19 protein-coding genes are annotated in these 20,707 nt (G+C 63.9%); 8 read left to right on the top strand and 11 right to left on the bottom strand.

Translation table 11 applies throughout. The annotated features are described in order from the left end of the window. Window positions 1-22: 22 nt before the first annotated feature. From RPG13_RS25935 to RPG13_RS25910, 6 genes are all read right to left on the bottom strand, one after another. The gene (locus tag RPG13_RS25935; RefSeq protein WP_337126329.1) at window positions 23-1,039 is read right to left on the bottom strand and encodes an ABC transporter permease; all 1,017 of its coding nucleotides are present in this window, start codon (window positions 1,037-1,039) and stop codon (window positions 23-25) included. Beyond that, a complete protein-coding gene (locus RPG13_RS25930) occupies window positions 1,036-2,613 on the bottom strand; it encodes a sugar ABC transporter ATP-binding protein (RefSeq protein ID WP_337126328.1) in 1,578 nt (525 codons plus the stop codon). The genes RPG13_RS25935 and RPG13_RS25930 overlap by 4 nt, the downstream gene beginning before the upstream one ends. A gap of 246 nt (window positions 2,614-2,859) precedes the next feature. Next, window positions 2,860-3,810, bottom strand: a complete 951-nt coding sequence (locus RPG13_RS25925; RefSeq protein ID WP_292504108.1) for a substrate-binding domain-containing protein — start codon at window positions 3,808-3,810, stop codon at window positions 2,860-2,862. A 251-nt stretch (window positions 3,811-4,061) separates the two neighbouring features. Further along, on the bottom strand, window positions 4,062-5,606 hold the full coding sequence (locus RPG13_RS25920) for a winged helix-turn-helix domain-containing tetratricopeptide repeat protein (protein ID WP_337126327.1): 1,545 nt from the start codon (window positions 5,604-5,606) through the stop codon (window positions 4,062-4,064). A 64-nt stretch (window positions 5,607-5,670) separates the two neighbouring features. Then, window positions 5,671-5,901: a hypothetical protein gene (locus tag RPG13_RS25915; RefSeq protein WP_337126326.1), complete on the bottom strand. Its 231-nt coding sequence runs from the start codon at window positions 5,899-5,901 to the stop codon at window positions 5,671-5,673. Further along, window positions 5,885-6,613 (bottom strand): gamma-glutamylcyclotransferase, encoded by a 729-nt coding sequence (locus RPG13_RS25910; protein ID WP_337126325.1) that lies wholly within the window; start codon window positions 6,611-6,613, stop codon window positions 5,885-5,887. The genes RPG13_RS25915 and RPG13_RS25910 overlap by 17 nt, the downstream gene beginning before the upstream one ends. 249 nt (window positions 6,614-6,862) lie before the next feature. Here RPG13_RS25910 and RPG13_RS25905 point away from each other — a divergent pair, with 249 nt between their 5' ends. Continuing rightward, the gene (locus tag RPG13_RS25905; protein WP_337126324.1) at window positions 6,863-8,284 is read left to right on the top strand and encodes a LuxR C-terminal-related transcriptional regulator; all 1,422 of its coding nucleotides are present in this window, start codon (window positions 6,863-6,865) and stop codon (window positions 8,282-8,284) included. Window positions 8,285-8,329: 45 nt separating this feature from the next. Here RPG13_RS25905 and RPG13_RS25900 read toward each other — a convergent pair whose 3' ends face one another. From RPG13_RS25900 to RPG13_RS25890, 3 genes are all read right to left on the bottom strand, one after another. Next, complete coding sequence (locus RPG13_RS25900; RefSeq protein WP_126105698.1) at window positions 8,330-9,217, bottom strand: DMT family transporter; 888 nt, start codon at window positions 9,215-9,217, stop codon at window positions 8,330-8,332. 72 nt (window positions 9,218-9,289) lie between these two features. Next, window positions 9,290-10,174 (bottom strand): hypothetical protein, encoded by an 885-nt coding sequence (locus tag RPG13_RS25895; protein WP_245457983.1) that lies wholly within the window; start codon window positions 10,172-10,174, stop codon window positions 9,290-9,292. A 225-nt stretch (window positions 10,175-10,399) separates the two neighbouring features. Further along, the gene (locus RPG13_RS25890; protein ID WP_127293630.1) at window positions 10,400-10,606 is read right to left on the bottom strand and encodes a hypothetical protein; all 207 of its coding nucleotides are present in this window, start codon (window positions 10,604-10,606) and stop codon (window positions 10,400-10,402) included. On the opposite strand from RPG13_RS25890, the gene RPG13_RS25885 reads away from it, so the two are divergent. The 3 genes from RPG13_RS25885 to RPG13_RS25875 all read left to right on the top strand — a co-directional run bounded on the left by RPG13_RS25885 (window position 10,590) and on the right by RPG13_RS25875 (window position 14,048). Beyond that, a complete protein-coding gene (locus RPG13_RS25885; protein WP_185928315.1) occupies window positions 10,590-10,811 on the top strand; it encodes a hypothetical protein in 222 nt (73 codons plus the stop codon). The genes RPG13_RS25890 and RPG13_RS25885 overlap by 17 nt on opposite strands. A 26-nt stretch (window positions 10,812-10,837) precedes the next feature. Further along, window positions 10,838-12,268, top strand: a complete 1,431-nt coding sequence (locus tag RPG13_RS25880) for a LuxR C-terminal-related transcriptional regulator (protein WP_292225403.1) — start codon at window positions 10,838-10,840, stop codon at window positions 12,266-12,268. Window positions 12,269-12,608: 340 nt separating this feature from the next. Next, complete coding sequence (locus RPG13_RS25875) at window positions 12,609-14,048, top strand: LuxR C-terminal-related transcriptional regulator (RefSeq protein WP_337126323.1); 1,440 nt, start codon at window positions 12,609-12,611, stop codon at window positions 14,046-14,048. A gap of 4 nt (window positions 14,049-14,052) precedes the next feature. Here RPG13_RS25875 and RPG13_RS25870 read toward each other — a convergent pair whose 3' ends face one another. Both RPG13_RS25870 and RPG13_RS25865 read right to left on the bottom strand, forming a co-directional pair. Next, window positions 14,053-15,060 carry an aldo/keto reductase gene (locus RPG13_RS25870; protein ID WP_337126322.1) on the bottom strand — a complete coding sequence of 336 codons (1,008 nt, stop codon included), beginning with the start codon at window positions 15,058-15,060 and terminating at the stop codon, window positions 14,053-14,055. 126 nt (window positions 15,061-15,186) lie between these two features. Continuing rightward, window positions 15,187-16,152: a LysR family transcriptional regulator gene (locus RPG13_RS25865; protein ID WP_337126321.1), complete on the bottom strand. Its 966-nt coding sequence runs from the start codon at window positions 16,150-16,152 to the stop codon at window positions 15,187-15,189. Between the two features lie 136 nt (window positions 16,153-16,288). Here RPG13_RS25865 and RPG13_RS25860 point away from each other — a divergent pair, with 136 nt between their 5' ends. The 4 genes from RPG13_RS25860 to RPG13_RS25845 all read left to right on the top strand — a co-directional run bounded on the left by RPG13_RS25860 (window position 16,289) and on the right by RPG13_RS25845 (window position 20,707). Further along, entirely contained in the window at window positions 16,289-17,722 is a 1,434-nt protein-coding gene (locus RPG13_RS25860) for an amidase (protein ID WP_292713324.1), read from the top strand. A 55-nt stretch (window positions 17,723-17,777) separates the two neighbouring features. Next, complete coding sequence (locus RPG13_RS25855) at window positions 17,778-19,073, top strand: ABC transporter substrate-binding protein (protein WP_095482749.1); 1,296 nt, start codon at window positions 17,778-17,780, stop codon at window positions 19,071-19,073. Window positions 19,074-19,163: 90 nt separating this feature from the next. Next, window positions 19,164-19,982, top strand: coding sequence for an ABC transporter ATP-binding protein (locus tag RPG13_RS25850; protein WP_337126320.1), 819 nt, complete (start codon window positions 19,164-19,166; stop codon window positions 19,980-19,982). Continuing rightward, window positions 19,979-20,707: an ABC transporter ATP-binding protein gene (locus tag RPG13_RS25845; protein WP_095482747.1), complete on the top strand. Its 729-nt coding sequence runs from the start codon at window positions 19,979-19,981 to the stop codon at window positions 20,705-20,707. The genes RPG13_RS25850 and RPG13_RS25845 overlap by 4 nt, the downstream gene beginning before the upstream one ends.

Here is a 20,707-nt window from a genome sequence, read left to right as displayed (position 1 = left end):
ATCGCAGCCTTCGCTCCTCGGATCACCGCCTCACTCGCGATTTCAGCCAGCGGTCGAAGGCTACCGCGAGGATGAGGATAAGGCCGATGACGATGCTTTGGGTGTAGGACGAGACGTTGTTGAACTGCAGCCCGTTCTGCAGCACGCCGATCAGCGCCGCGCCCACCACCGTGCCGCCGACCGAGCCGATGCCGCCGAACAGCGAGGTGCCGCCGATGACGACCGCTGAGATCACTGTCAGCTCGTAGCCGATGCCGGCGACGGCTTCCGAGGAATTGAGCCTCGCCGACAGCACGAAGGCGGCAAGGCCGGCGAAGAAGCCGACGATGACATAGACCGAGATCAGGATGCGGTCGACGCGCAGGCCGGACAGCCTTGCTGCCTCGGCATTGCCGCCGACGGCGTAGACGGCGCGGCCGTAGCGCGTGTAGCGCAGCACAATGTGGCACAGGATCGCGGCAATCGCGAAAATGATCGCCGGCACCGGAACCGGTCCGATCAGGCCGGTGCCGAACCAGCGCATCGAGGCATCGAAGCCGGAGATCGGGCCGCCGTTGGAGATCGTCAGCGTCAGGCCGCGAAACACGGTGAGACCGCCGAGCGTGACGACGAAGGGCGGCACCTTCAGCCTGGTGATGGCAAAGCCCTGGACGCCGCCGGCCAGGGCGCCGACGACGACGGCGGCCAGAAGGGCGGCGAACCAGCCATAGCCTTGCGTGCCAGAGGTGGCCAGCGACAGCGTGTTGGCGGTGCCGCCCTTGGCCACCACCGCCGCGACCATGCCGCAGAAGGCCAGCAGCGAGCCGACCGAAAGGTCGATGCCGGCGGTGAGGATGACGAAGGTCATGCCGAGCGCGATCAGCCCGGTGATCGAGATCTGCCGCATGATGTTGAAGATGTTGATGGGGTCGATGAAGCTCGGCTTCAGCACGGTGAAGACGACGATCAGCAGCGCCAGGAACATCAGCGGGCCGAAGCTCATCAGCAGGCGCGCGACATTGATGCTGCCGCGCTGGCTCTGTTCGGTCGTGCTGGTCATTGCGTCGCTTCCTGCTTTTGATCGAGCGCCATCAGTTCCATCAGTTTTTCCTCTGTCGCCTCGATGCCGGGCATCTCGCCGGTGATGCGTCCGCGCCGCATGGTGACGATCCTATCCGACACCGCAAGCACTTCCGGCAATTCGGACGAGATCATCATGATGGCGATGCCGCGCGCCGCGAGCTGCACCAGGATCTGATGCACCTCGGCCTTGGCGCCGACGTCGACGCCGCGCGTTGGTTCGTCCACGATCAGCACCTTGGGATCGCGCGCCAGCCAGCGGGCGAGGATGACCTTCTGCTGATTGCCGCCGGATAGCCCCTCGATGGGCTGCTCGGGCGAGGCCATGCGGATCGACAGCGTCTTGCGGTAGCTTGCCAGCGCTTCGCGCTCGTGCCGTTCGGTCATGAAGCCGGCGGCGTTGGAGTAGCGGCCGAGTGCCGCGATGGAAAAGTTGGTCAGGATGCCGAGCGCGGCGAAGATCGCCTGATGCTTGCGGTCTTCCGGCACCAGGCCGATGCCGAGCGCGATGGCGTCGGCGGGAGATGCGGGCGCGATCGGCTTGCCGTCGAGCGTGATGGTGCCGGCGGCAATGCGGTCGGCGCCGAAGATGGCGCGGGCAAGCTCGGTGCGGCCGGAGCCGACGAGGCCGGCGACACCGAGGATCTCGCCCGCCTTGAGATCGAGGTCGACGCCTTCGAGCACGATCGCGTGCGGCGCCTGCGGATCGCGCACGGTGCGCAGGCCGCGCACCGAGAGCCTGACGTCGCCGGCGACGTCGCGCAGTGTCGGCCTGGCATAAAGCTCGGATGCGGCGCGGCCGACCATCTTCTCGATGATTTTCGGCAGCTTGATTGGCCCGCCCTCGCGATCGAGATGGCCGGCCAACCTGCCGTCGCGCAGCACTGTCATGCGATCGCAGATGGCAGAGGCCTCTTCCAGCCGGTGGGTGACGAACATGATGGCGACGCCGTCCTTGCGCAGCCGGCCCATGATCGACATCAGTTTCTGCACTTCGGTTTCGGTCAGCGCCGAGGTCGGCTCGTCCATGATGATGAGGCGGCTCTTCAGCGACAGCGCCCGGGCGATCTCGACCAGCTGCTGCTCGGCCACCGACAGTGCCGACACCGGCGTCGCCGGGTCGAGATCCAGACCGACGCGGGCTATGATGCCGCGGGAGGCTTCCTCCATCTTCCGCCAGCTCACCAGGCCGAGCGGCCCGAGCGGCGCGCGCCCGATGAAGATGTTCTCCGCCACCGTCAGCGTCGGGATCAGGCTCAGTTCCTGGTAGATGGTGACGATGCCGAGGCGCTTGGCGTCCTGCGGATTGTGCGGAGCGAATTCGACGCCGTCGAAGACGATGCGGCCGCTGGTGGGCGGCATCACGCCGGACAGGATCTTGAGCAGCGTCGACTTGCCGGCGCCGTTCTCGCCGAGCAGGCCGAGGATTTCGCCGGGCCGAACTTCGAGCGAGACATCGCTGAGCGCGGTCACGCCGGCAAAGCGCTTGGTCACGCCCTCGACGGCGAGGAGGGCCGGGGATAGCGACGGCGCTGCGGCTTCTGCTGGAGACAAGCGATCCTCCTTGAATTCCGATTCCCACGCAGGCTGGCGGGACAGCGCCCCCCTCTGTCCTGCCGGACATCTCCCCCACGAGGGGGGAGATTGGATGTCGCCTTGGCTTTCGCCAATCTCCTGCGTTGCAAAAAAGGCGCTATCGGCGAAGCTGCCGATCTCCCCCCAAGTGGGGGAGATGCCCGGCAGGGCAGAGGGGGGCGCGACAGAACGCTACTTTTGCTGCTGTGCGCCCCTTTTGTGCTCCTACTTCGTCTCGCCAAGCCTTTCAGCCTTATCGAGATTGTCCTTGCCGATGACGATCGGCGTCAGCAGCACGAGCTTTTCCTTGGGCTCGGTCTTGTCCTTGGCATAGGCGACAGCGATCTGCACCGCGGTGCGCGACTGCTCGCCGGGGAACTGTTCGACGGTGCCGGCCAGCTTGCCGTCGCGCACAGCGACCAGCGCTTCGGGGAGCGCGTCGAAGCCGTAGATCTTGACGTCGGTGAAGTTGCGCGCCGCACAGGCTTCCACCGCGCCAAGCGCCATGTCGTCGTTGGCGCAGATGATCGCGTCGGGCTTGCCGTTGGCGGCAAGGCCGGCTTCGGTGACGGAGAGCGCCTCGGCGCGGGCGAAGTTGGCGGTCTGCTCGAAGATGATCTGGTATTTGTCCTTCAGCGGATCGAGAACGTTGTGCACGCCCTTGTTGCGGTCGATCGCGGGCCCAGCACCTGGCTGGCCCTGCAGATGGAAGATTTTGGCGCCGTTCGGGAACGCCGCCACCATGGCCTGCGCCTCGGCCTCGCCGCCCTTGACATTGTCGGCGCCGACATGGGCGAGGATGCCTTCGACGCCGTCGACGCGGCGGTCGATGGTGACGACGGGAATGCCGGCCTGCACCGCCTGCTCGATGGCCGGGGCCAGCGCGTTGACGTCGAGCGGCGAGATGACGATGGCGTCGACTTTCTGCACAAGCGCCGCCTCGATATCGGCAGTCTGCTTGGGTGCCGAATTCTGGCCATCGCTCTCGGTCAGATTGACGCCTTGCGCCTGCGCCTCCGCCTTGATCTGGTTCAGCATGTGAACGAAGAACGGAAAGCCGAGGCTCGGCACCGAACCCAGGATGGTCAGCTTGTCCTGGGCGAATGCCGGTTGCGGAGCGGCCAGCGCCAATGTGCCCATCGCCACGGACGACAGCAGGAATTCACGTCTGTTCATCAATTTAGTCTCCTCCACATGAGCGCACGACCCCGAAAACCGGAATGGGTCTCCGGCAGGTTCATGCGTCGATCTAGAAATGGAGTGTCTTTGAGCGCCCAAGGGGACGCAACGGCGCTCCAGCCGGTCCACCGCGACGTTCTCCTCCGCTCGGTGCCTGCGGGCGGATGCTAGCCAAGGCCGGAGGTTTGCGCAAGAACGGGCGGATTCGACTCGGAGCCGCGTCATGTGCCCAGCGCCGCCGGTGCTGCTCATGATGTTGTCGGCATTTGCGCGTCATCCCATCCAGCCAACTCGAGACCGGACCGTATCCGCTCCCGATCTTCCGAGCGCATCATGTGAAGGTCCGTCATAATTGCCTGTTCGGTCAGGCCGGGATTTAGGCGGCGGCCTTCCCTCGCGCAGGCCCTTGCCTTGTCGATATTGCCGTCAAGCGCGTGACAAGCAGCCAGCCGCGCCCATTGCCAGGCACTCTTTCGCGGAAGGCAGGAAAAAGACGCCGCCGCTTCCGGGTAGCGACCAAGGACAAGCAGGGCCTCACCCCGGTCGTAATAATACCAGGCGGGATGCATCGGATTGAGTTGGATCGCCTGGTCCAACAGCATCAGGCCGGTCTCGCCATGACCGCGTATGACCTCGAAAAAGCCCGTCTGGGCCAACGTGTCGGCGTCGTAGGGATTAAGATCCAATGCGCGCGCGAAATGGCGTGCGGCGGCGTCGAATTCGGCCAGGTAGATAAGGATCAAGGCCAGGATGCGGTGGCAACGGGCCTCGTCCGGGCTGAGTGCCGTGGCGTGCAGGGCACGGTCCCGCGCCTGATCAAGCAAGGCGCGAGGCGCGCCGCCATAGCCGCCTATGATCATGTCCGCTAAGGCGAGATAGGCGTGAGCGAGCCCCGAATCCGGATCGCGTTCGAGCGCCTTCAGCAAATGTTCGCGGGCCTGCTGGTTGACGCCCTCGCCATAGCTGCGCAGAAGCGCCATGCCGCGCAGGATGTGGACATAGGCTTCGACGTTGGCGGCGGGCGCCGGGGATGTGCGCCGCATGGCAGCGCTCTCGATGTTGGCGACCAGCGCGGTCGCAATCCGTTGCGCCACTGTTCTCTGAAAAGCGAAAATCTCACTCGTCCTGAATGAAAACGTCTGCGCCCATATGCGCCGGCCGGACGCTGTCTCGGACAGGACGACGTGCGTGCTGTAGCCGCAGTCGGCGCTCTCGACGCTGCCTTGCGCAACATAGTCGGCGCCGAGGCGCTCGGCGGTCGCCCAGATGTCCTGGTCGGAATGTTCGGCAAGCGCGAAGGCCGAATGGCGCGCCAGCACTGCGATGGTCTTGAAGTAGGAAAGTGCGTTGATGATCTCCTCGACCGCGCCGTCGAAGAGCGGCTTTGCCGTCGCATCTTCAATGTTGACGCGAAACGGCAGGATGGCGACCATCGGCTCGGGCGCTCGTTCAATCTGAACCGCAGCGGTGGCCGGCGGCAGCGAAGCGGACAGACCGTCGTCGGCAGCTTGGAACATGTAGCCGCGCCGGGGCACGGTGCGAACCAGCGACTGCGTCTCGTCGCCTATGCATTTGCGCACATCGCGAATGCATTGCGTGAGCGAATCCTCTGTCACGATTGTGCTGGGCCAGACCGCCTGTAACAGTTCGTCCTTGCTCAGCACTCGGCCAGGATTACGCACCAGGAAGGCCAGCAGGTCGAAGGTCTTTGGCCGCACCGGCACGATCTCGCCGTCACGCCGCAATGTGCCGCGGTCGAGATCGAGAACCGAGCTGCCGACCTGGTGTGCCAAGCTCCTGCACCACCGCTGCGCCTGATTGCGCAGCGATCATCGGAGCCGCATAAGCCGGTAAAGGTCAAGCCCGAAAGATGCCGGAAAGGCGCTGCCACAGGCGCGGCCTCGTTTCTGCAGGAATCGTTTTGGCAGGGATCATGGCTGTCTCACTCGGCATCAGCAGGTCGAGATAGTGCAGCATCTGAGCCGTTTCGCCGCCACAGAATTCAACGTTGCCCGTCGACAGGATCCGGTGCACCGCTTCCCGTGCCAGAGCCGACGGGAGGAATGGTTCTTCAGCCTTCGCATGCATGTTCGATCTCCAGGATTGGTGCCGGCAAGGGCGTGCCGGATTGCAGTGATCCGAGGTAGGCGGCGACCTTGCCCTGCAGCCGCCATAGCGTGGCGTCGCGGATGTTGCGGGCTTCGAGCTGAACGACGGTGCGGCGCAGATAGTCGGCGCAGCTTCCGATGTGGCCGGCGGCGAGCGACAGGATTTCCACCGTGGTCTGCTCGTTAAGGCCTGCGGCATAGGCGGGGCCATTCCGGTCGGCGACGAAGGCGATGGCCCGCAAATTCCCAGCCGCGCCTCGAACCGAGACCCAGCGCGGAATGTTGGTCGGCGGGTTGGCGCTCATCTCCCGGCGCAGCAGCCGGTCGATTGCCGCGTCGATATCAAGGTCGGGGAGACGGTAGACGACACCGCGGCAGCTGCCGCCGCGGTCGAGCGCAAGCATCAGGCCGGGCCGCTCGCGCGTGCCGCGCCAGCGGGTCAGCCACAGTGAAAATCGCCGATGCCAGCCGTGCACTGTCGCCGGTCGCTCCTCGACGAATTCGAAGCATGGGTTCCACAGCAGGGAGCCATAGGCGAACACCCAAACGTCACGCGGGCGTCCCGCAAGCAGCTGCTTGCGAATCTCGGCATAGTCGCGATCCTCCAGATTGCGCAGTCCGGGCGCCGGGCCGGCATCTTCGATCTTGCGATCGATCCTGGCGAGGAGGTCTTCTGTCAGGGCGATTGTCATGGCCGCTCATCGGGTTTGTCTCCCGAGAGAGCATCGCCGCGACGTGGCATCCGCGTCCTGAACGGATGCTGATATTGTGCTGAAATCGAATGGAGCGCAGCGGCTGGTCGGAGCGGCGTGCGAGAAGCTTTCGGCTTCGAAGCGCGACATCACAATCGGCCAGATGCGGTGTTTAGGGTTCTCCATTTGTAGTATCCTGCGTCGGCAGCAGTTGAACCCGTCTCTCCGTCCGGTGGCAGGAAATTTGCCATGAACCGCATCGCGACGTCTTCGCCGGCTCTATCCGACCGCGAGCGCGCGGTCGCGGAGAAGTTTGCCGCCGGCCTGACCTATCGCGAGATCGGCGAGGCGCTGTTCATCGCCCCCTCGACCGTCCGCACCCATCTCGCCTCGATCTATGAAAAACTTGGCGTCCGCAACAAAGTCGCTCTCGCATCGTATTTTGCCGGCGCCACCAGCGCGCAGCCGGCTCCGTCCTTGTCCGACGCCTCGCCGGTGCTCGCCATATTCCCGATCGAATGTCTGAATTCCGAAGAGCGCTGGAAGCGCTTTGCCGACGGTCTGTCGTCGGACATCACCATCGACCTGGCGCGATACGCGGATTTGCCCGTCATCGCTTTCCACACGATGAAATCGCTGGGCAGCAAGCCGGCCGACTTCGCGGCGGACGGCAAGGCGCTGGGCGCCACCTATATCGTGTCGGGCCAGTTGCGCGCCGAAGAGCGGCGGGTTCGGTTGACGATAGAGCTTGCCGATGCGGAGAACGGCGTCAGCCTTTGGAGCGAGCGCTACGACCGTCCGGTCGAGGACGTTTTCAAGCTGCAGGACAGCCTGACGGAAGGCGTCATCAATGTCCTTGCTGGCTGTTTTGGGGCGATCGCCACGGTGGGCCGCAATGCGGTCCGCCGCAAGCCGCCCGCCAGCCTGCGCGCCTATGACCTTTATCTGCTTGGCGTCGAACAGCACAACACGTTCAGCCGCGCCGGCAATGCCGAGGCAATCCGCCTGTTTTCACGGGCGCTGGAACTTGACCCCACTCTGGTGAGGGCCTGGACCGAGCTTGCTTATGCCTATTCCATCGAGGCCTGCAACGGCTTTGGCGACGATGTGCCGGGCTCGATGGAGAACTGGCGGACGGCGGTCGAAAACGCCTTGCGGCTCGACCCGACGGACAGCACCGCCCACACCTGCCTTGGCGATCTCAGGGGATGCCTTGGCGACCTCGAGGGGGCAGAGCGCGCGTATCAGCGTGGCTTCGAATACGGCTCCAACCATGCCGACACGCTGGCGCTGCTGGCCGGCAGCAAGGCCCTTGTCGCCGGCGATCCGGCCGAGGCGATCCCGCTCATCGAGCGCGCCATGCACCTCAATCCGCTGGCCCCGCGCTGGTATTTCGGCATGCAAGGCCGCATCCTGTTTGCCGCCGGCAGGCATCGGGAAGCTGTCGCGGCGCTCCGCAGAGGTTCGCCGGACTCTCCGAACGTGCTGATGTTTTTGGCGCTGGCGCATGCAGCCGTGAGCGAGACCGGCGAGGCGGCCAGGATTGCAGCCCGCTTGAAAGCTGAATTCCCGGACTTTTCGGTCGAACGCTTCATCGCAGCCTATCCCGTGACAAACCCGCATGCCGTGCAAGCCATACGCGACGCCGCAAAGCTGGCAAGGCTAGGTTGAGGCCTTGCCGAGGAGTCCGCGACTCCGTATTGCCCCGATAATCTCTCAATCTGCGACCGCCGGCCTACTGATTTCGGATTTGTCGGTCGTCAGCGACAGCAAGGTGATTGATGCAAATACGACCGCAGCGCCGACTGCTCCGACCGGCGACAGCCGCTCGCCCAGAAATATTGCCGCACCAATCGCTCCAAATACGCTCTCCGCGCTGACGATCACGGCGGCATGGCTGGCCGACGTGAAGCGTTGAGCGATCGTCTGGATGCCGAAGGCGGCACCGGTCGAGAAGATGCCGAGCACGGCGAGTTCCGGACCTGCATCGCTGACGGCGGCCAGCGACAAATTACCCTGAAGAGCGCCGAACGGCAGAGTGATCACGGCGGCGCCCAGGAATTGCGCGGCAGCCGTCGCGACCGGCGCGCCGTGGGTCTGCATGTGGCGGCCAAGCTCCACCATCCAAAGCGCGTAGCACGCGGCCGAAAGTATCGCAGCGAGATCGCCCTGGCTGAAGCTGGCGGTCAAGCCTCCGGACAGCAGCAGGACACCGACCAATGTCATGGCAGCCGCAAGCCCGCCGACAGCATTCGGACGCTCGCCAATCAGGAACCAGGCCGCGAGCGGTGTCATCACCGTTGCCGTGCTCACCAGGAAGCTGGCATTGGTAACCGAGGTGTCGAGATAGGAGATCTGCTGGACGATGATGGAAATCGAAAACAGAACGCTGACTTTGGTGAGGCTCATCCAATAGCCAGGCCCGAATTTCCTTCCCCATTCGAGCATCGTCAGCGGCGCGACCATGAGCCCCGCGATCAGGCAGCGCATGCCCACGGCGCTGAGCGGATCGAGATGATCCAGCACAGTCTTCTGCGCAACATTGCCGAAGCCCCAAAAGGCAGCAGCAAGCAGAAGCAGACAGTTGGCCTGCGCCCTCGACATATCAATGTCTCGACAAAGCTTGCGCCGCAAAGGGCGGATCGCAAGTCGGTTGATGGAAAGCCGATGCGAGCGTCACACTGCGTCTCGGCGGTTCCCGGCGTGCGAAGCCAGCGCGCGCTCGGCTCGCCCGTCCTGGAGCAGCAGCAGGTCGGCCTTTGCCCATAGCAGGTAGCAGACGAGCAATGTCAGCGGCGCAGCAACGAGCGTCGAGGAAGCGCCCGACCACACCGGCGGCAAGGCACCGCCGATCCCGGCCGCTGCCGCTACCATCGCCGGCAGGCGGCTGGCCAGAACGGCGCTGCGGAACGGGTCGGGCCAGGTGGCTTGCCAGCCGGGCAACGGCCTGCCGGCAGCGAAAGCGCTGCCAAACTTGCCTAGTGCATGCAGCAGGCCCGAGGTCGCCGCAAGCACAGGCTCACCGAACAGGAACAGGGCGATGCCAAGCCCGATCGCCCCGACCCCCGACAGCACGTCGCCAAGGCGGTTCAGGGACGCGTCGGGGCTCGGCTTTCCAGCCCAGGCGCGGCAGTAGATTTCGCCGCTGTAGAAGAAGACCAGCGTGGCCAGTGTCAGTGCCATGGCGGCGATGCTGCCGGCGAAATAATCGAGGAGCGCGGCAGAGCCACTCAGGCCGGAACCCCGCGGCACGGCGACGATCTGGACCGTGACACCCGTCACCAGCCCGAGCGCATTGCCGAGATTGTAATATCCGCCGGGACCGGCCATGCGTGAGCGGATTGCCGCGGTAAGCCGCGGCAGAGCCCGCACCGTCCGATACCAATCGAGGATAGCGCTTTTCGGCCGCAGCTTCGGTAACGGTTTTTCGTCGAGTATCGACGGTTCGAAGGACAGGACATCGGCCAGCGCCGAGGCGTTGCGCCGGCAGGCTGGCGTGCCGTCCAAATGGTACAGCGCATGGTCCAGGCGGAGTGGCGCATGGTCGTCTTCGAGCCTCATCAAATCCCCCTCATGAGTTACGACGTCCAGTGGGTGGTGGGATGGTTTGCTGCCCGCCCGACGCGTTTTGCCTGAGGTGTCGCCTGGGCTGTCCGGCGGCAGCATCGGGAAGGTTCATGGACGCTCGTTGACAGCCCACGGCGCTGAGCGGATCGAGATGATCCGGCACGCTCTTCAGCTCAACATTGCCGAAAGCTTGCGCCGCAAAGGGCGGATCGCTGGTTGCTAGCGGGCGGCCAGCTTGTCCAACCGTTTGCAATACAGGCGGACGCCGACGGGGACGATCTCATACCCGGCGTCGTTCAACTGGAGCTTCATCTCCTCGAAATGCCGCTTTGAGCCGCTGACGATCGATTCAGGCGTGTAGTCCCAGCCGTTGCGGGCGGCATTGGCCAGGATGTCGGCATAGAGGCGCATGCTCGCGATTTTCACATCCGATTCCAGCGCCTGCCTGCATCCTCTTGCGAACGACGGCGACTGGGCGGCGGAAAGACTCAAGATCGTGCACGCCAGCACTATGGAAACAGGACGCATGGAAACCTCCCCTGATTGCAGCTTGTTGCTGGAAGCGATCGTGCGATTTATGCGCCTGCGGCGGGATCGGGCAGATGCAGTATTCGACCTCCTGCATTTGTAGTATTCTGTCCTGGGGCGGTTTCCATCATGACGGTCAATGACGCTTCGAAAGCGCAGACGCTCGATGCTTTGTCGGGTCGCGAGCGCGCGGTCGCGGAGAAATTCGCAGCCGGAATGACCTATCGCGAAATCGGCAATGCACTTTTCATTGCCCCGACCACTGTTCGCACCCACCTTGCGGCCATCTACGAAAAACTTGGCGTGCGCACCAAGATCGGGCTCGCGGTGTATTTTGCCGGCGCTTCCGGCGCTAGCAACGGCTCGGGCCAGCACGTCGAGATCGGCCATCAAAGCGGAAAACCGCGGCTGGCGGTGATGCCGGTTAAGGGTCAGTTCGGCAAAACAAAGACCGGCGCGGATGCATTGACGCGCGCGTTGACCGCAGAGCTCGGCCGCTTCTCCCAGATCGGAATCGTCGCAGCGGCCACAATGTTCGCGCTCGCGAAGCGGCATCTCACTGTCAAGGAAATCGGCAGGACCACGGGAGCCAACTATGTCCTGGAAGTCGCGGTCCATCGCCAGGACAAGGCCACGCACGCCTTCGCGCATCTCGTGGACGCCCAGGAGGAAGTTGAGGTCTGGAGCGCAAGATACGATCTCGCCCAGCCGTCATCGCATGACGAATTGACAGGCGTGATCAGCGGAAACCTGTTCCAGGTGTTAATGAAGCACGCGGCAGGCCCGTCCGCCCTCGAGGAAGCAGTTCAGCGCCACAAGCTCTATCTGAAGGCATTTTACCACGTCGAACGGCCGACGGCGAAAGGCATGGGCGTAGCGCGGCGCCTCTGTGAAAGGCTCCTCGCTGGCGAGCCAGACCATGCCTTGATAAGAGAGACCCTTGCCTGGGTCGATTTCCACTCCTGCTTCAACGGATGGTCCAGTGAACCCATCCAGGCCTTTCGCCGGGCTGGTGATGAGGCGCGGGCCGGACTTCGTTACGATGACCGGGAAGCATGTCTGCACAGTGCTCTCGGATTGGCCGAGACTTATCTCGGAAACTTGCAGACAGGCCTTGGTTGCCTGCGGCGGGCCATCGCACTCAATCCGAACGATGCAGAGTGCCGTACCTGGCTGGGAATCGGGCTGACTTACGCCGGAGATCTCGAAGGCGCACAGGCAGCTTTCGCGCGGGCCAACCTTCTCAGTCCGGATTATCATCCGATCTTTCTGTTCAGGGGCGATGCCGAATACGCCGCGGGGAACTATGACGCCGCGACTGCCTCGTTTGATCGATTTCTGATGGTCCTGCCTGAATACCACTGGGCACGGCTCCTGCGGGCTGCATCATACGTCGGGATAGGCGATCTCAAGTCTGCCCGGAAAGACGTGTCGTTCGTCTCGCGCGAGTCGCCCACGTTGACCGGCAAGCATGTCGATCAATTGCAGCAGGCGCGCGGTCCGGAGTTCAGGAATAAACTGTTGTCACGCCTCAGCGCCGCAGGACTGCCGTGGAAGTGACTCATCGAGAATGACATTTGCCGCATAAGGTCCGGTTCCGGGTCAACTTGCGGCCATGGCGGGCTCCAACCAGAAATCACCGCGACCGATGGAGGCTCGGCTCGTATCGATCTGGGATTATTTAGACCACCTCGCGACCCAAGTTCCGGGCCGCATTTATGCAACTTTGACCCTTATTGATCAGCGATCCTGCCCCAGGACATCCATTTCGAAACGGAACAATGCGCCGCATCCACGCCGTTCAGCGATCAGATCGCCGATCTCGGAACCTGCCCTTTCATTCAGATGCAGTATTCGACCTCCTGCATTTGTAGTATTCTGTCCTGGGGCGGTTTCCATCATGACGGTCAATGACGCTTCGAAAGCGCAGACGCTCGATGCCTTGTCGGGCCGCGAGCGCGCGGTCGCGGAAAAATTCGCAGCCGGCATGACCTATCGCGAAATCGGCAAAGCTCTTTTTATTGCCCCGACCACTGTTCGCACCCACCTTGCGGCCATCTACGAAAAACTTGGGGTGCGCACCAAGATCGGGCTCGCGGCGTATTTTGGTGGCGCTTCCAGCGCTCGGCCGGACGGGCTATCACTCCCGTCGGACGCTCCTCCAGTGCTCGCCATATTCCCGATCGAATGCCTCAATTCCGAAGAGCGTTGGCGCCGCTTTGCCGACGGCCTGTCGTCGGACATCACCATCGACCTGGCACGTTACGCGGGCTTGCCTGTCATCGCCTTCCACACGATGAAATCGCTGGGCAGCAAGCCGGCCGATTTCGCGGCGGACGGCAAGGCGCTCGGCGTCACCTATATCGTATCGGGCCAGTTGCGCGCCGACGACCAGAGGATTCGCTTGACGATAGAGCTTGCCGATGCCCGTAGCGGTGTCAGCCTGTGGAGGGAGCGCTACGACCGCCCTGTCGAGGACATTTTCGCGCTGCAGGACAGCCTGACCGAAAGCATCATCAATGTGTTCGCCGGCAGTTACGGAACGCTTGCCACCGTCGGCCGCAATGCGGTTCGCCGCAAGCCGCCGGCCAGCTTGCGGGCCTATGACTGTTATCTGCTTGCCCTCGAACAGCACACCACGTTCAGCCGCGCCGGCAATGCCGAGGCGATCCGCCTGTTTTCACGCGCGCTGGAGCTTGACCCTACCTTCGCCAACTGCTGGGCCGAACTCGCCTATGCCTATTCGGTCGAGGCCTGCAACGGCTTTGGCGACGATGTGCTGACGTCGATCGAGAACTGGCGGACGGCGGCCGAAAACGCCTTGCGCCTCGACCCGACGGACAGCTGCGCTCACGCATGCCTTGGCAATGTCAGGGCATGCCTTGGCGATCTCGAAGGAGCGGAGCGCGCGCACCGGCGCGCTCTCGAATACGGCTCCAACCACGCCGGCATACTGCCGCTGCTGGCGGGCAGCAAGGCGCTTGTCGTCGGCGATCCGGCCGAGGCGATCCCGCTCATCGAGCGTGCCATGCGTCTCAATCCACTGGCCCCGCCCTGGTATTTCGGCATGCAAGGTCGCATCCTGTTCGTGGCCGGCAGGCACGACCAAGCCATCGCGGCGCTCCGCAGGAGTTCGCCGGAGTCGCCGGACGTGCTGATGTTCCTGGCGCTTTCACATGCGGCCATGGGCGAGGCCAGCGAGACGGCGCGCGCCGCGGCCCGCTTGAGAGCCGAATTTCCAGGCTTTTCGGTCGAACGCTTCATCGCAGGCTATCCCGTGATCAACCGGGACGCGTTGCTTGCTATCCGCCACGCTGCCGGACTGGCGAAGCTGCCGTAGACCCCTACCGGTCGATCGTCACCATGACGCGTTCGTTGTAGCGCTCACCCGAGACCTTGCCCGGCGCCAGCGCGTCGTCGAGCGCCTGCATTGCGGCGGCGTCGAGCTTGATCGCGGCGGCGGCGACGTTCTCCTCAAGGTATTTTCTGCGTTTGGTGCCGGGGATCGGCACGATGTCGATGCCGAAATCGCTGCCCTTGTGCAGCAGCCAGGCCAGCGCGACCTGGCCCGGCTTGACACCCTTGGCCGTGGCGATGTCGCGGACAATCCCGGCCGCCTGCACATTGGCGTCGTAGTTGGCGCCCTGGTAGCGCGGGTCGCCGCGCCGGAAGTCGCCCTCCGGGTAGTCTTCGGCGCGCTTGACGTCGCCGGTGAGGAAGCCGCGGCCAAGCGGCGCGAACGGCACCAGGCCGATGCCGAGCTCACTGAGCAGCGGGATGATCTCCGGTTCCAGATTGCGTTCCCACAGCGAATATTCGCTCTGCACAGCCGACATCGGATGCACGGCATGCGCGCGGCGGATGTTGGCGGCGCCGGCCTCCGACAGGCCGAAGTAACGCACCTTGCCTTCAGCGATCAGTTTGCCAACAGCACCCGCCACATCCTCGATTGGCACCGCCGGGTCGACGCGGTGCTGGTAGAGCAGGTCGATATGGTCGGTGGCGAGCCGGCTGAGCGAGCCTTCGACCGCCTCGCGGATATGCTCGGGCCGGCTGTTGCGGTCGGTGCCGATTTGCTTGCCGTTTTCGATACGAAAGCCGAATTTGGTGGCGATCGTCACCTCGTCGCGCCGGCCCTTCAGGGCGCGGCCGAGCAGTTCCTCATTGGTGTGCGGGCCATAGACTTCTGCCGTGTCGAGGAAGGTGCAGCCGAGCTCGATGGCGCGATGCAGCGTGGCGATCGATTCCGCCTCGTCGGCCGGGCCGTAGGACTGGCTCATGCCCATGCAGCCGAGGCCGATCACCGATACCTGCAGCCCCTGGCTGCCCAGCTTGCGTGTGCTCAAGGTCATGGAAGAGATCTCCGGAAAAGCGTCAGGGTTCGTGTGCGTCAGGACGATATAGAGCGTTCGCTTAGTTTCCACAGTCGCTCGGCTGAGGGCTAATCGCACGATCGCGTGAGCCGAAGAGGATCACCGTCAGCCTTTCCTGGCAACCAGCAGCAAAGGCTCGCGCTCCGGCGTCGTCACCGAAAAGCCGGACGGGCCGACCGTATCGAAGAAGCGGTGGAATATCTCGATGAAGACCCGCACGAAGAGCGGCTTTGCCGTACCGTACATGTCGGCGACGATCAGTGTCGGTGGCGGCAATTCGTCGAAGATCGGTTTTCGAACGATCTCGTCGCCATCGGCGGTGGCCCGGCCGATCGGCCGCATGTTGAGGATGGCCATGCCGAAGCCCGAGGCGACCGCCGAGCGGACCGTCTCGTAGGAGCGCGTGCGAAAGCGCACCTCCGGTCGTTTGGCCAGCACGTCAAACAAGGTCAGGAGATAGGTTGCGGTGTGCGGCAGATCGAGCAGGACCAGCGGCCGCTCCGCCAGTTCCGCCAGCCAGATGCCGTCGCGCACGGCGAGGGGATCATCGGCATTGAGCACGGCGTGCGCCGGCACCTTGCAGATGCGGGTGACGCTGTCGATGCCGATCGGCCCTATGTCGTAGAGAATGGCTAGGTCGATCTGGCCGGCGACAAGCCGTTCCTGAAGCTGGACCTGGTCGGCCTCGACCAGGTCGATCTCGACATCGCCGACGCTATCGAGATAGCCGCGCAGCATTTCCGGCATGAATAGCGCGCCGAACGGCTCGAAACAGCCGATGCGCAGGACTTTCGGCACGCGGCCGCTGAGATCGCCGATCGACCGGTTGAACTCGGTTTCCGCCGCCAGCATGACGCGGGCTGCTGCGACGAAGCGTTGGCCTGCCGGCGTGATGGAGACGCCGCGCGCCGGCCGCCTGTCGAAAATACGCGCCCCCATCTCGGCCTCGGCCAAGGTGATCGCCGCCAGGATGGAGGATTGCGAGATGTAGAGCGACTTGGAGGCCGCCAGCACGCTGCCGAGACGGGCGACCTCGCAGACATAGCGCAATTGCCGGACTGTCAGGTTCATAGAAAATCCAATTGTTGCATTTAATAGCGCATGTTACTCGCAATAATACATTTTGTGGAAATGCAGAAACCCGCCAGACTGCCTCTGCTGACAAGGCTGCCGAAAGAGTGGCCATGGAACGAGGGGTTCGAACTGCATGCCGAATGGGATATCTCCCATTGCCGACGCCGATGATCTGTGCCGCCTGAGCGCCGCGGAGCTTAACGCTGCCTATCGCGCTGGATCGCTATCGCCCGTCGAGGTGACGATGGCGGCGCTTGCTCGCGCCGAAGCGATCAATCCGCTTTTCAACGCCTTCACCATGATCGACCGCAAGGCTGCGATCAAGGCCGCCGGCGCCTCCGAAAAACGCTGGCGGGCAGGCGAGCCGCTGTCCGCCGCCGACGGCATACCCACGACGCTCAAGGACATCGTCTGGGTCGAGGGCTGGAGCGTTCGCTATGGCAGCAGGACCACGCCGGCTGCGCCTTGCGACAGGGATGCGCCCGCCGTTGCCCTGCTGCGCCGAGCGGGCGCTGTCTTCATTGGACAGACGACGACGCCCGAATTCGGCTGGAAGGCGATCACCGACAGCGGGCTTTGCGGCATCACGCGCAATCCCTGGAATGCCGAAAAGACGCCCGGCGGTTCTTCCGGCGGCGCGGCGGTGGCGGCCGCCACCGGAGCCGGCGTCTTCCACCTCGGCACCGATGGCGGCGGATCGATCCGTATCCCGGCCTCCTTCACCGGCATCGCCGGACTGAAGCCGACCTTCGGCCGCGTGCCGGCCTATCCGTCGAGCGCGTTTGGAACCGTCGCCCATATCGGGCCGATGGCGCGGACCGCGCAGGATCTTTCCGTCATGACGCAGGCGATGTCCGGTCGCGATCTCAGCGACTGGCAGCAAGGCGCGGGAACGCTGGCGCCGCTTGGCCGGATCGAGGCGACGCTGCAAGGAGCCCGGGTCGGCTACTGGTCGAAGCCGCCATCCGGCGTGCTGGATGAAGAGATTGCCGCCGCCGTGTCCCACGCGCTGACGTATTTCAGCGCGTTTGGCGCGACGGTCGAACCCATTGATCTCCCCGGCGGCGATCTGCTCGATCTTTTCCAATACCACTGGTTCACCGGTGCCGCTGCGCGTCTGGCGCTGATCCCTGAGAACGAACGGGCAGGGATCGATCCGGGCTTCCTGGAGATCGCACGGGCCGGGGCGGCGTTCGACGCCAAGGCACTGGTCGCCGCACAGTTACAGCGCGGCGAATTCGGCGCCGCCATGGATCGGCTGCTCGACACCTATGACTTCATCGTTTCGCCGGGAGCATCGATCCCGGCCTTCGACGTCGGGCTTGAAGTTCCCTCGGGCAGCGGCCTGTCGCGCTGGACCGAATGGGCAGCATTCAGCTATCCAATCAATCTCAGCCAGCAACCGGCCTGCGTCATCCCTTGCGGCATGACGGCGGCGGGCCTGCCGGTCGGCTTCCAGATCGTCGGTGCGCGTGGCGACGATGCCCAAGTGCTTTCCGCGGCGGCCGACCTGGAAGCCGCCTTTCGGCCCCTGACGCAAGCGTTTCGCCTGAAGGATTTCGCCTAATCTATTTCGCATAAAGAACAGACCGTAACCGACGACAAAAAAGGGGAATTTTGCCATGATCAACAGACGTGCAATGCTGCAAGGGGTGGTCGGCGCGGGAGCTGGCGCTGCTCTTCTTGCCGACATGAACAATGCGGCGATCGCCCAGGACGCTACCCCCATTCCGGTCGGCTCGGCCCTGCCGATGTCCGGCATCGCCGCCGCCGACGGTATCGAGTTCAAGAACGGCCTCGACCTCGCCGCCGAGGAGATCAATGCGGCGGGCGGCATTCTCGGCCGGCCTGTCGAGATCCACATCGAAGACACCAAGGAAATGGGCGCCGATCTGGTCAGTCAGTCGATGCAGCGCCTGATCGATCGTTTCACCGCCCCGGTCATCATCAACGGCTACAATCTCGGCACCAACATGATCGAGATGGACGTCGCCGCCGACAATGACGTCATCATGATGCACTACAACACGCTGATTTCGCACAATGAGAAGTTCAAGACCGACCCGGCCCGCTACTACAGTTCCTTCCAGGGCGATCCGCCGGAATTCTGGTATGGTCCCGGCTGCCTGAATTTTCTCAAGACGCTAGCCGCGGACGGCAAATGGAAGGCGCCGAACAAGAAGATCGCCATCATCCCGTCGGCCAATGAATATTCGATCGTCATCGCCAATGCGATCCGCGACAAGGCCGCCGAATATGGATTCGAGGTTAGCCTGTTCGAGACGGTTCCGTTCCCGACCAACCAGTGGGGTCCGACACTGGCGAAGCTCCGGCAGGATCCGCCGGCGGCGATCCTGGTCACGCATTTCCTGCCGCAGGACCTGGCGCAGTTCATGGTCCAGTTCCTCGCCGAGCCGATCAACAGTCTGATCTATATGCAGTACGGGCCGTCGCTGCCCGCGTTCCGCGAGATCGGCGGCGAAGCGGTCAACGGCGTCGTCTATTCGACGGTGATCGGCTGCCTGCCGGACGATTTCTCCAAATCGTTCCGCGAGAGTTACCGGGCGAAATTTGGTCCGAACTCGGCTTACATCACCGGATCGCAGACCTATGACGGCCTATGGATGTGGGCGCTTGCGGCGGCAATCGCCGGCGGTCCGGGCGAGCCGTTCAACAAGGAGCAGACCACCAAGGTAGCCAATGCCATGAAACGCCTGGTCTATCGCGGGGTCAACGGCACCTACCGGGCCGATCCGGCGGGTCAGTCGGCGTTCTGCTACCCGACGCAGGTGGCGGATCCGTCGCTCGGCATGCCGCACCAGTTCCTGCAACATCAGGATTACAAGACCGATCCGAAACTGATCGCGCCGGTGCTCTATGCGACGGACGGCTTTATCCTGCCGCCATGGATCAAATGAACGGATGAAGGGACGCAGCGGACAAGACCGGCCGGCTCGTGCGTCCGACCGGTCTCCATGAGGTGAAAGAAGAGATGCCAGGCAAACGAGATGACTGAGGCCGCAGGCCCGATGCTGGTTTGTGACGGCGTCGTCAAACGGTTCGGCTCGCTGGCCGCCGTCGACGGCGTGTCGATGGTGGCCAATCCGGGCGAGATCGTCGGCATTGGCGGGCCGAACGGCGCCGGCAAGACGACTTTTTTCGATGTCGTGACCGGGATCACGCCGGCCAGCGCCGGCCGCGTGCATTTCGGCGACACCGACATTTCAACTTTAGGAGCCGACCGCATCTGCCAGCTCGGCATGGCCCGGACCTTCCAGCTCAATGCCGCCTTCGATAGCTTGACGGTTCGCGAAAACATCGAGATCGCAGCCTATTTCGGCCGCCAGCGGCGCTGGCTGGCCGGCTTCCGCCTCGGCGAGGATGTCCGGCAGGCAACAATGGAGGCGCTGGATTTCGTCGGACTTGCGGGCAAGGCTGAAGAGACCGTGGCGCGGCTGCCGGTGCTCGACCGCAAGCTCCTGATGATCGCCGGTGCCATCGCCACCAAGCCGAAGATGCTGTTCCTCGACGAGCCGGTCGGCGGGCTCAACGTCGCCGAGATCGACCAGATCATGGCGATGGTGCTGAAATTGCGCGATCAGGGACTGATTATCGTGCTGATCGAGCATGTCATGCGCTTTCTCCTGGCGCTGTCCAGCCGCGTCATCATCATGCACCACGGCAAGGTGATCTTCGAGGGCAGGCCGGACAAGGTGGCCGAGGACCAGACCGTCGTCGAAACCTATCTGGGACAAGGCACGCAGAAGCGGCTGAAGAAATTCTTCGACGACCAGGCCGCAACGAGCCCGGTCGAGGGGGCGCAATGACGAGCGCAGCCGCCAAACCGCCCGTCCTGCAGCTCGACGCCATCGTCTCCGGCTATGACGGCCTTGAGGTGCTCAAGGGCATTTCGCTGACCGTCCGTGCCGGAGAATTCGTCACCGTCGTCGGCCCGAACGGCCATGGCAAATCGACGCTTCTCAAGACGATCTCCGGCCTCGTGCCGCTACGCGGCGGGCAGATCAGCATCGACGGCCAGCGCCTGTCCGGAAAGCCACACGAAACGGCGATGCTGGGCGTCGCCCACGTGCCGCAGGGCGACATGCTGTTTGCGCAGATGAGCGTGCTCGAAAACCTGCTGATGGGCGCCTATCTGGCGCCCGACAAGGCCGAGATCAAGCGCCGGCTGGACGAGGTCTACACGCTTTTGCCGAAGCTCGCCGACCGCCGCGACCAGGTCGCCTCGAGCCTGTCCGGCGGCGAACGGCGCATGGCCGGCATCGGCCGCGGCCTGATGATGGGCGGGCGCATCCTGTTGATCGACGAGCCGTCGCTCGGCCTGGCGCCGCTGATCATCGATCAGGTCTACGGCGTCATTGCCGAACTGAGCAAAGCCGGCCGGACGATCCTCCTCGTCGAGGAGAACCCGGCGCGGGTCGAGGACCTCGCCGACCGCCTGCATCTGCTCGACGACGGCGCTATTGTCTGGTCGGGCAAGCCCGCCGAACTGATGGCGCGCGACGAGCTCCTCGCAACCTACCTTGGAGGCTGA

Origin of the sequence: Mesorhizobium sp. ISC15 (assembly GCF_037162615.1) — a bacterium.
In the GTDB taxonomy this organism is placed as follows: domain Bacteria; phylum Pseudomonadota; class Alphaproteobacteria; order Rhizobiales; family Rhizobiaceae; genus Mesorhizobium; species Mesorhizobium mediterraneum.
Note: the sequence above shows the minus strand (reverse complement) of the source record. Positions and strands in the feature narration are given on the sequence as shown.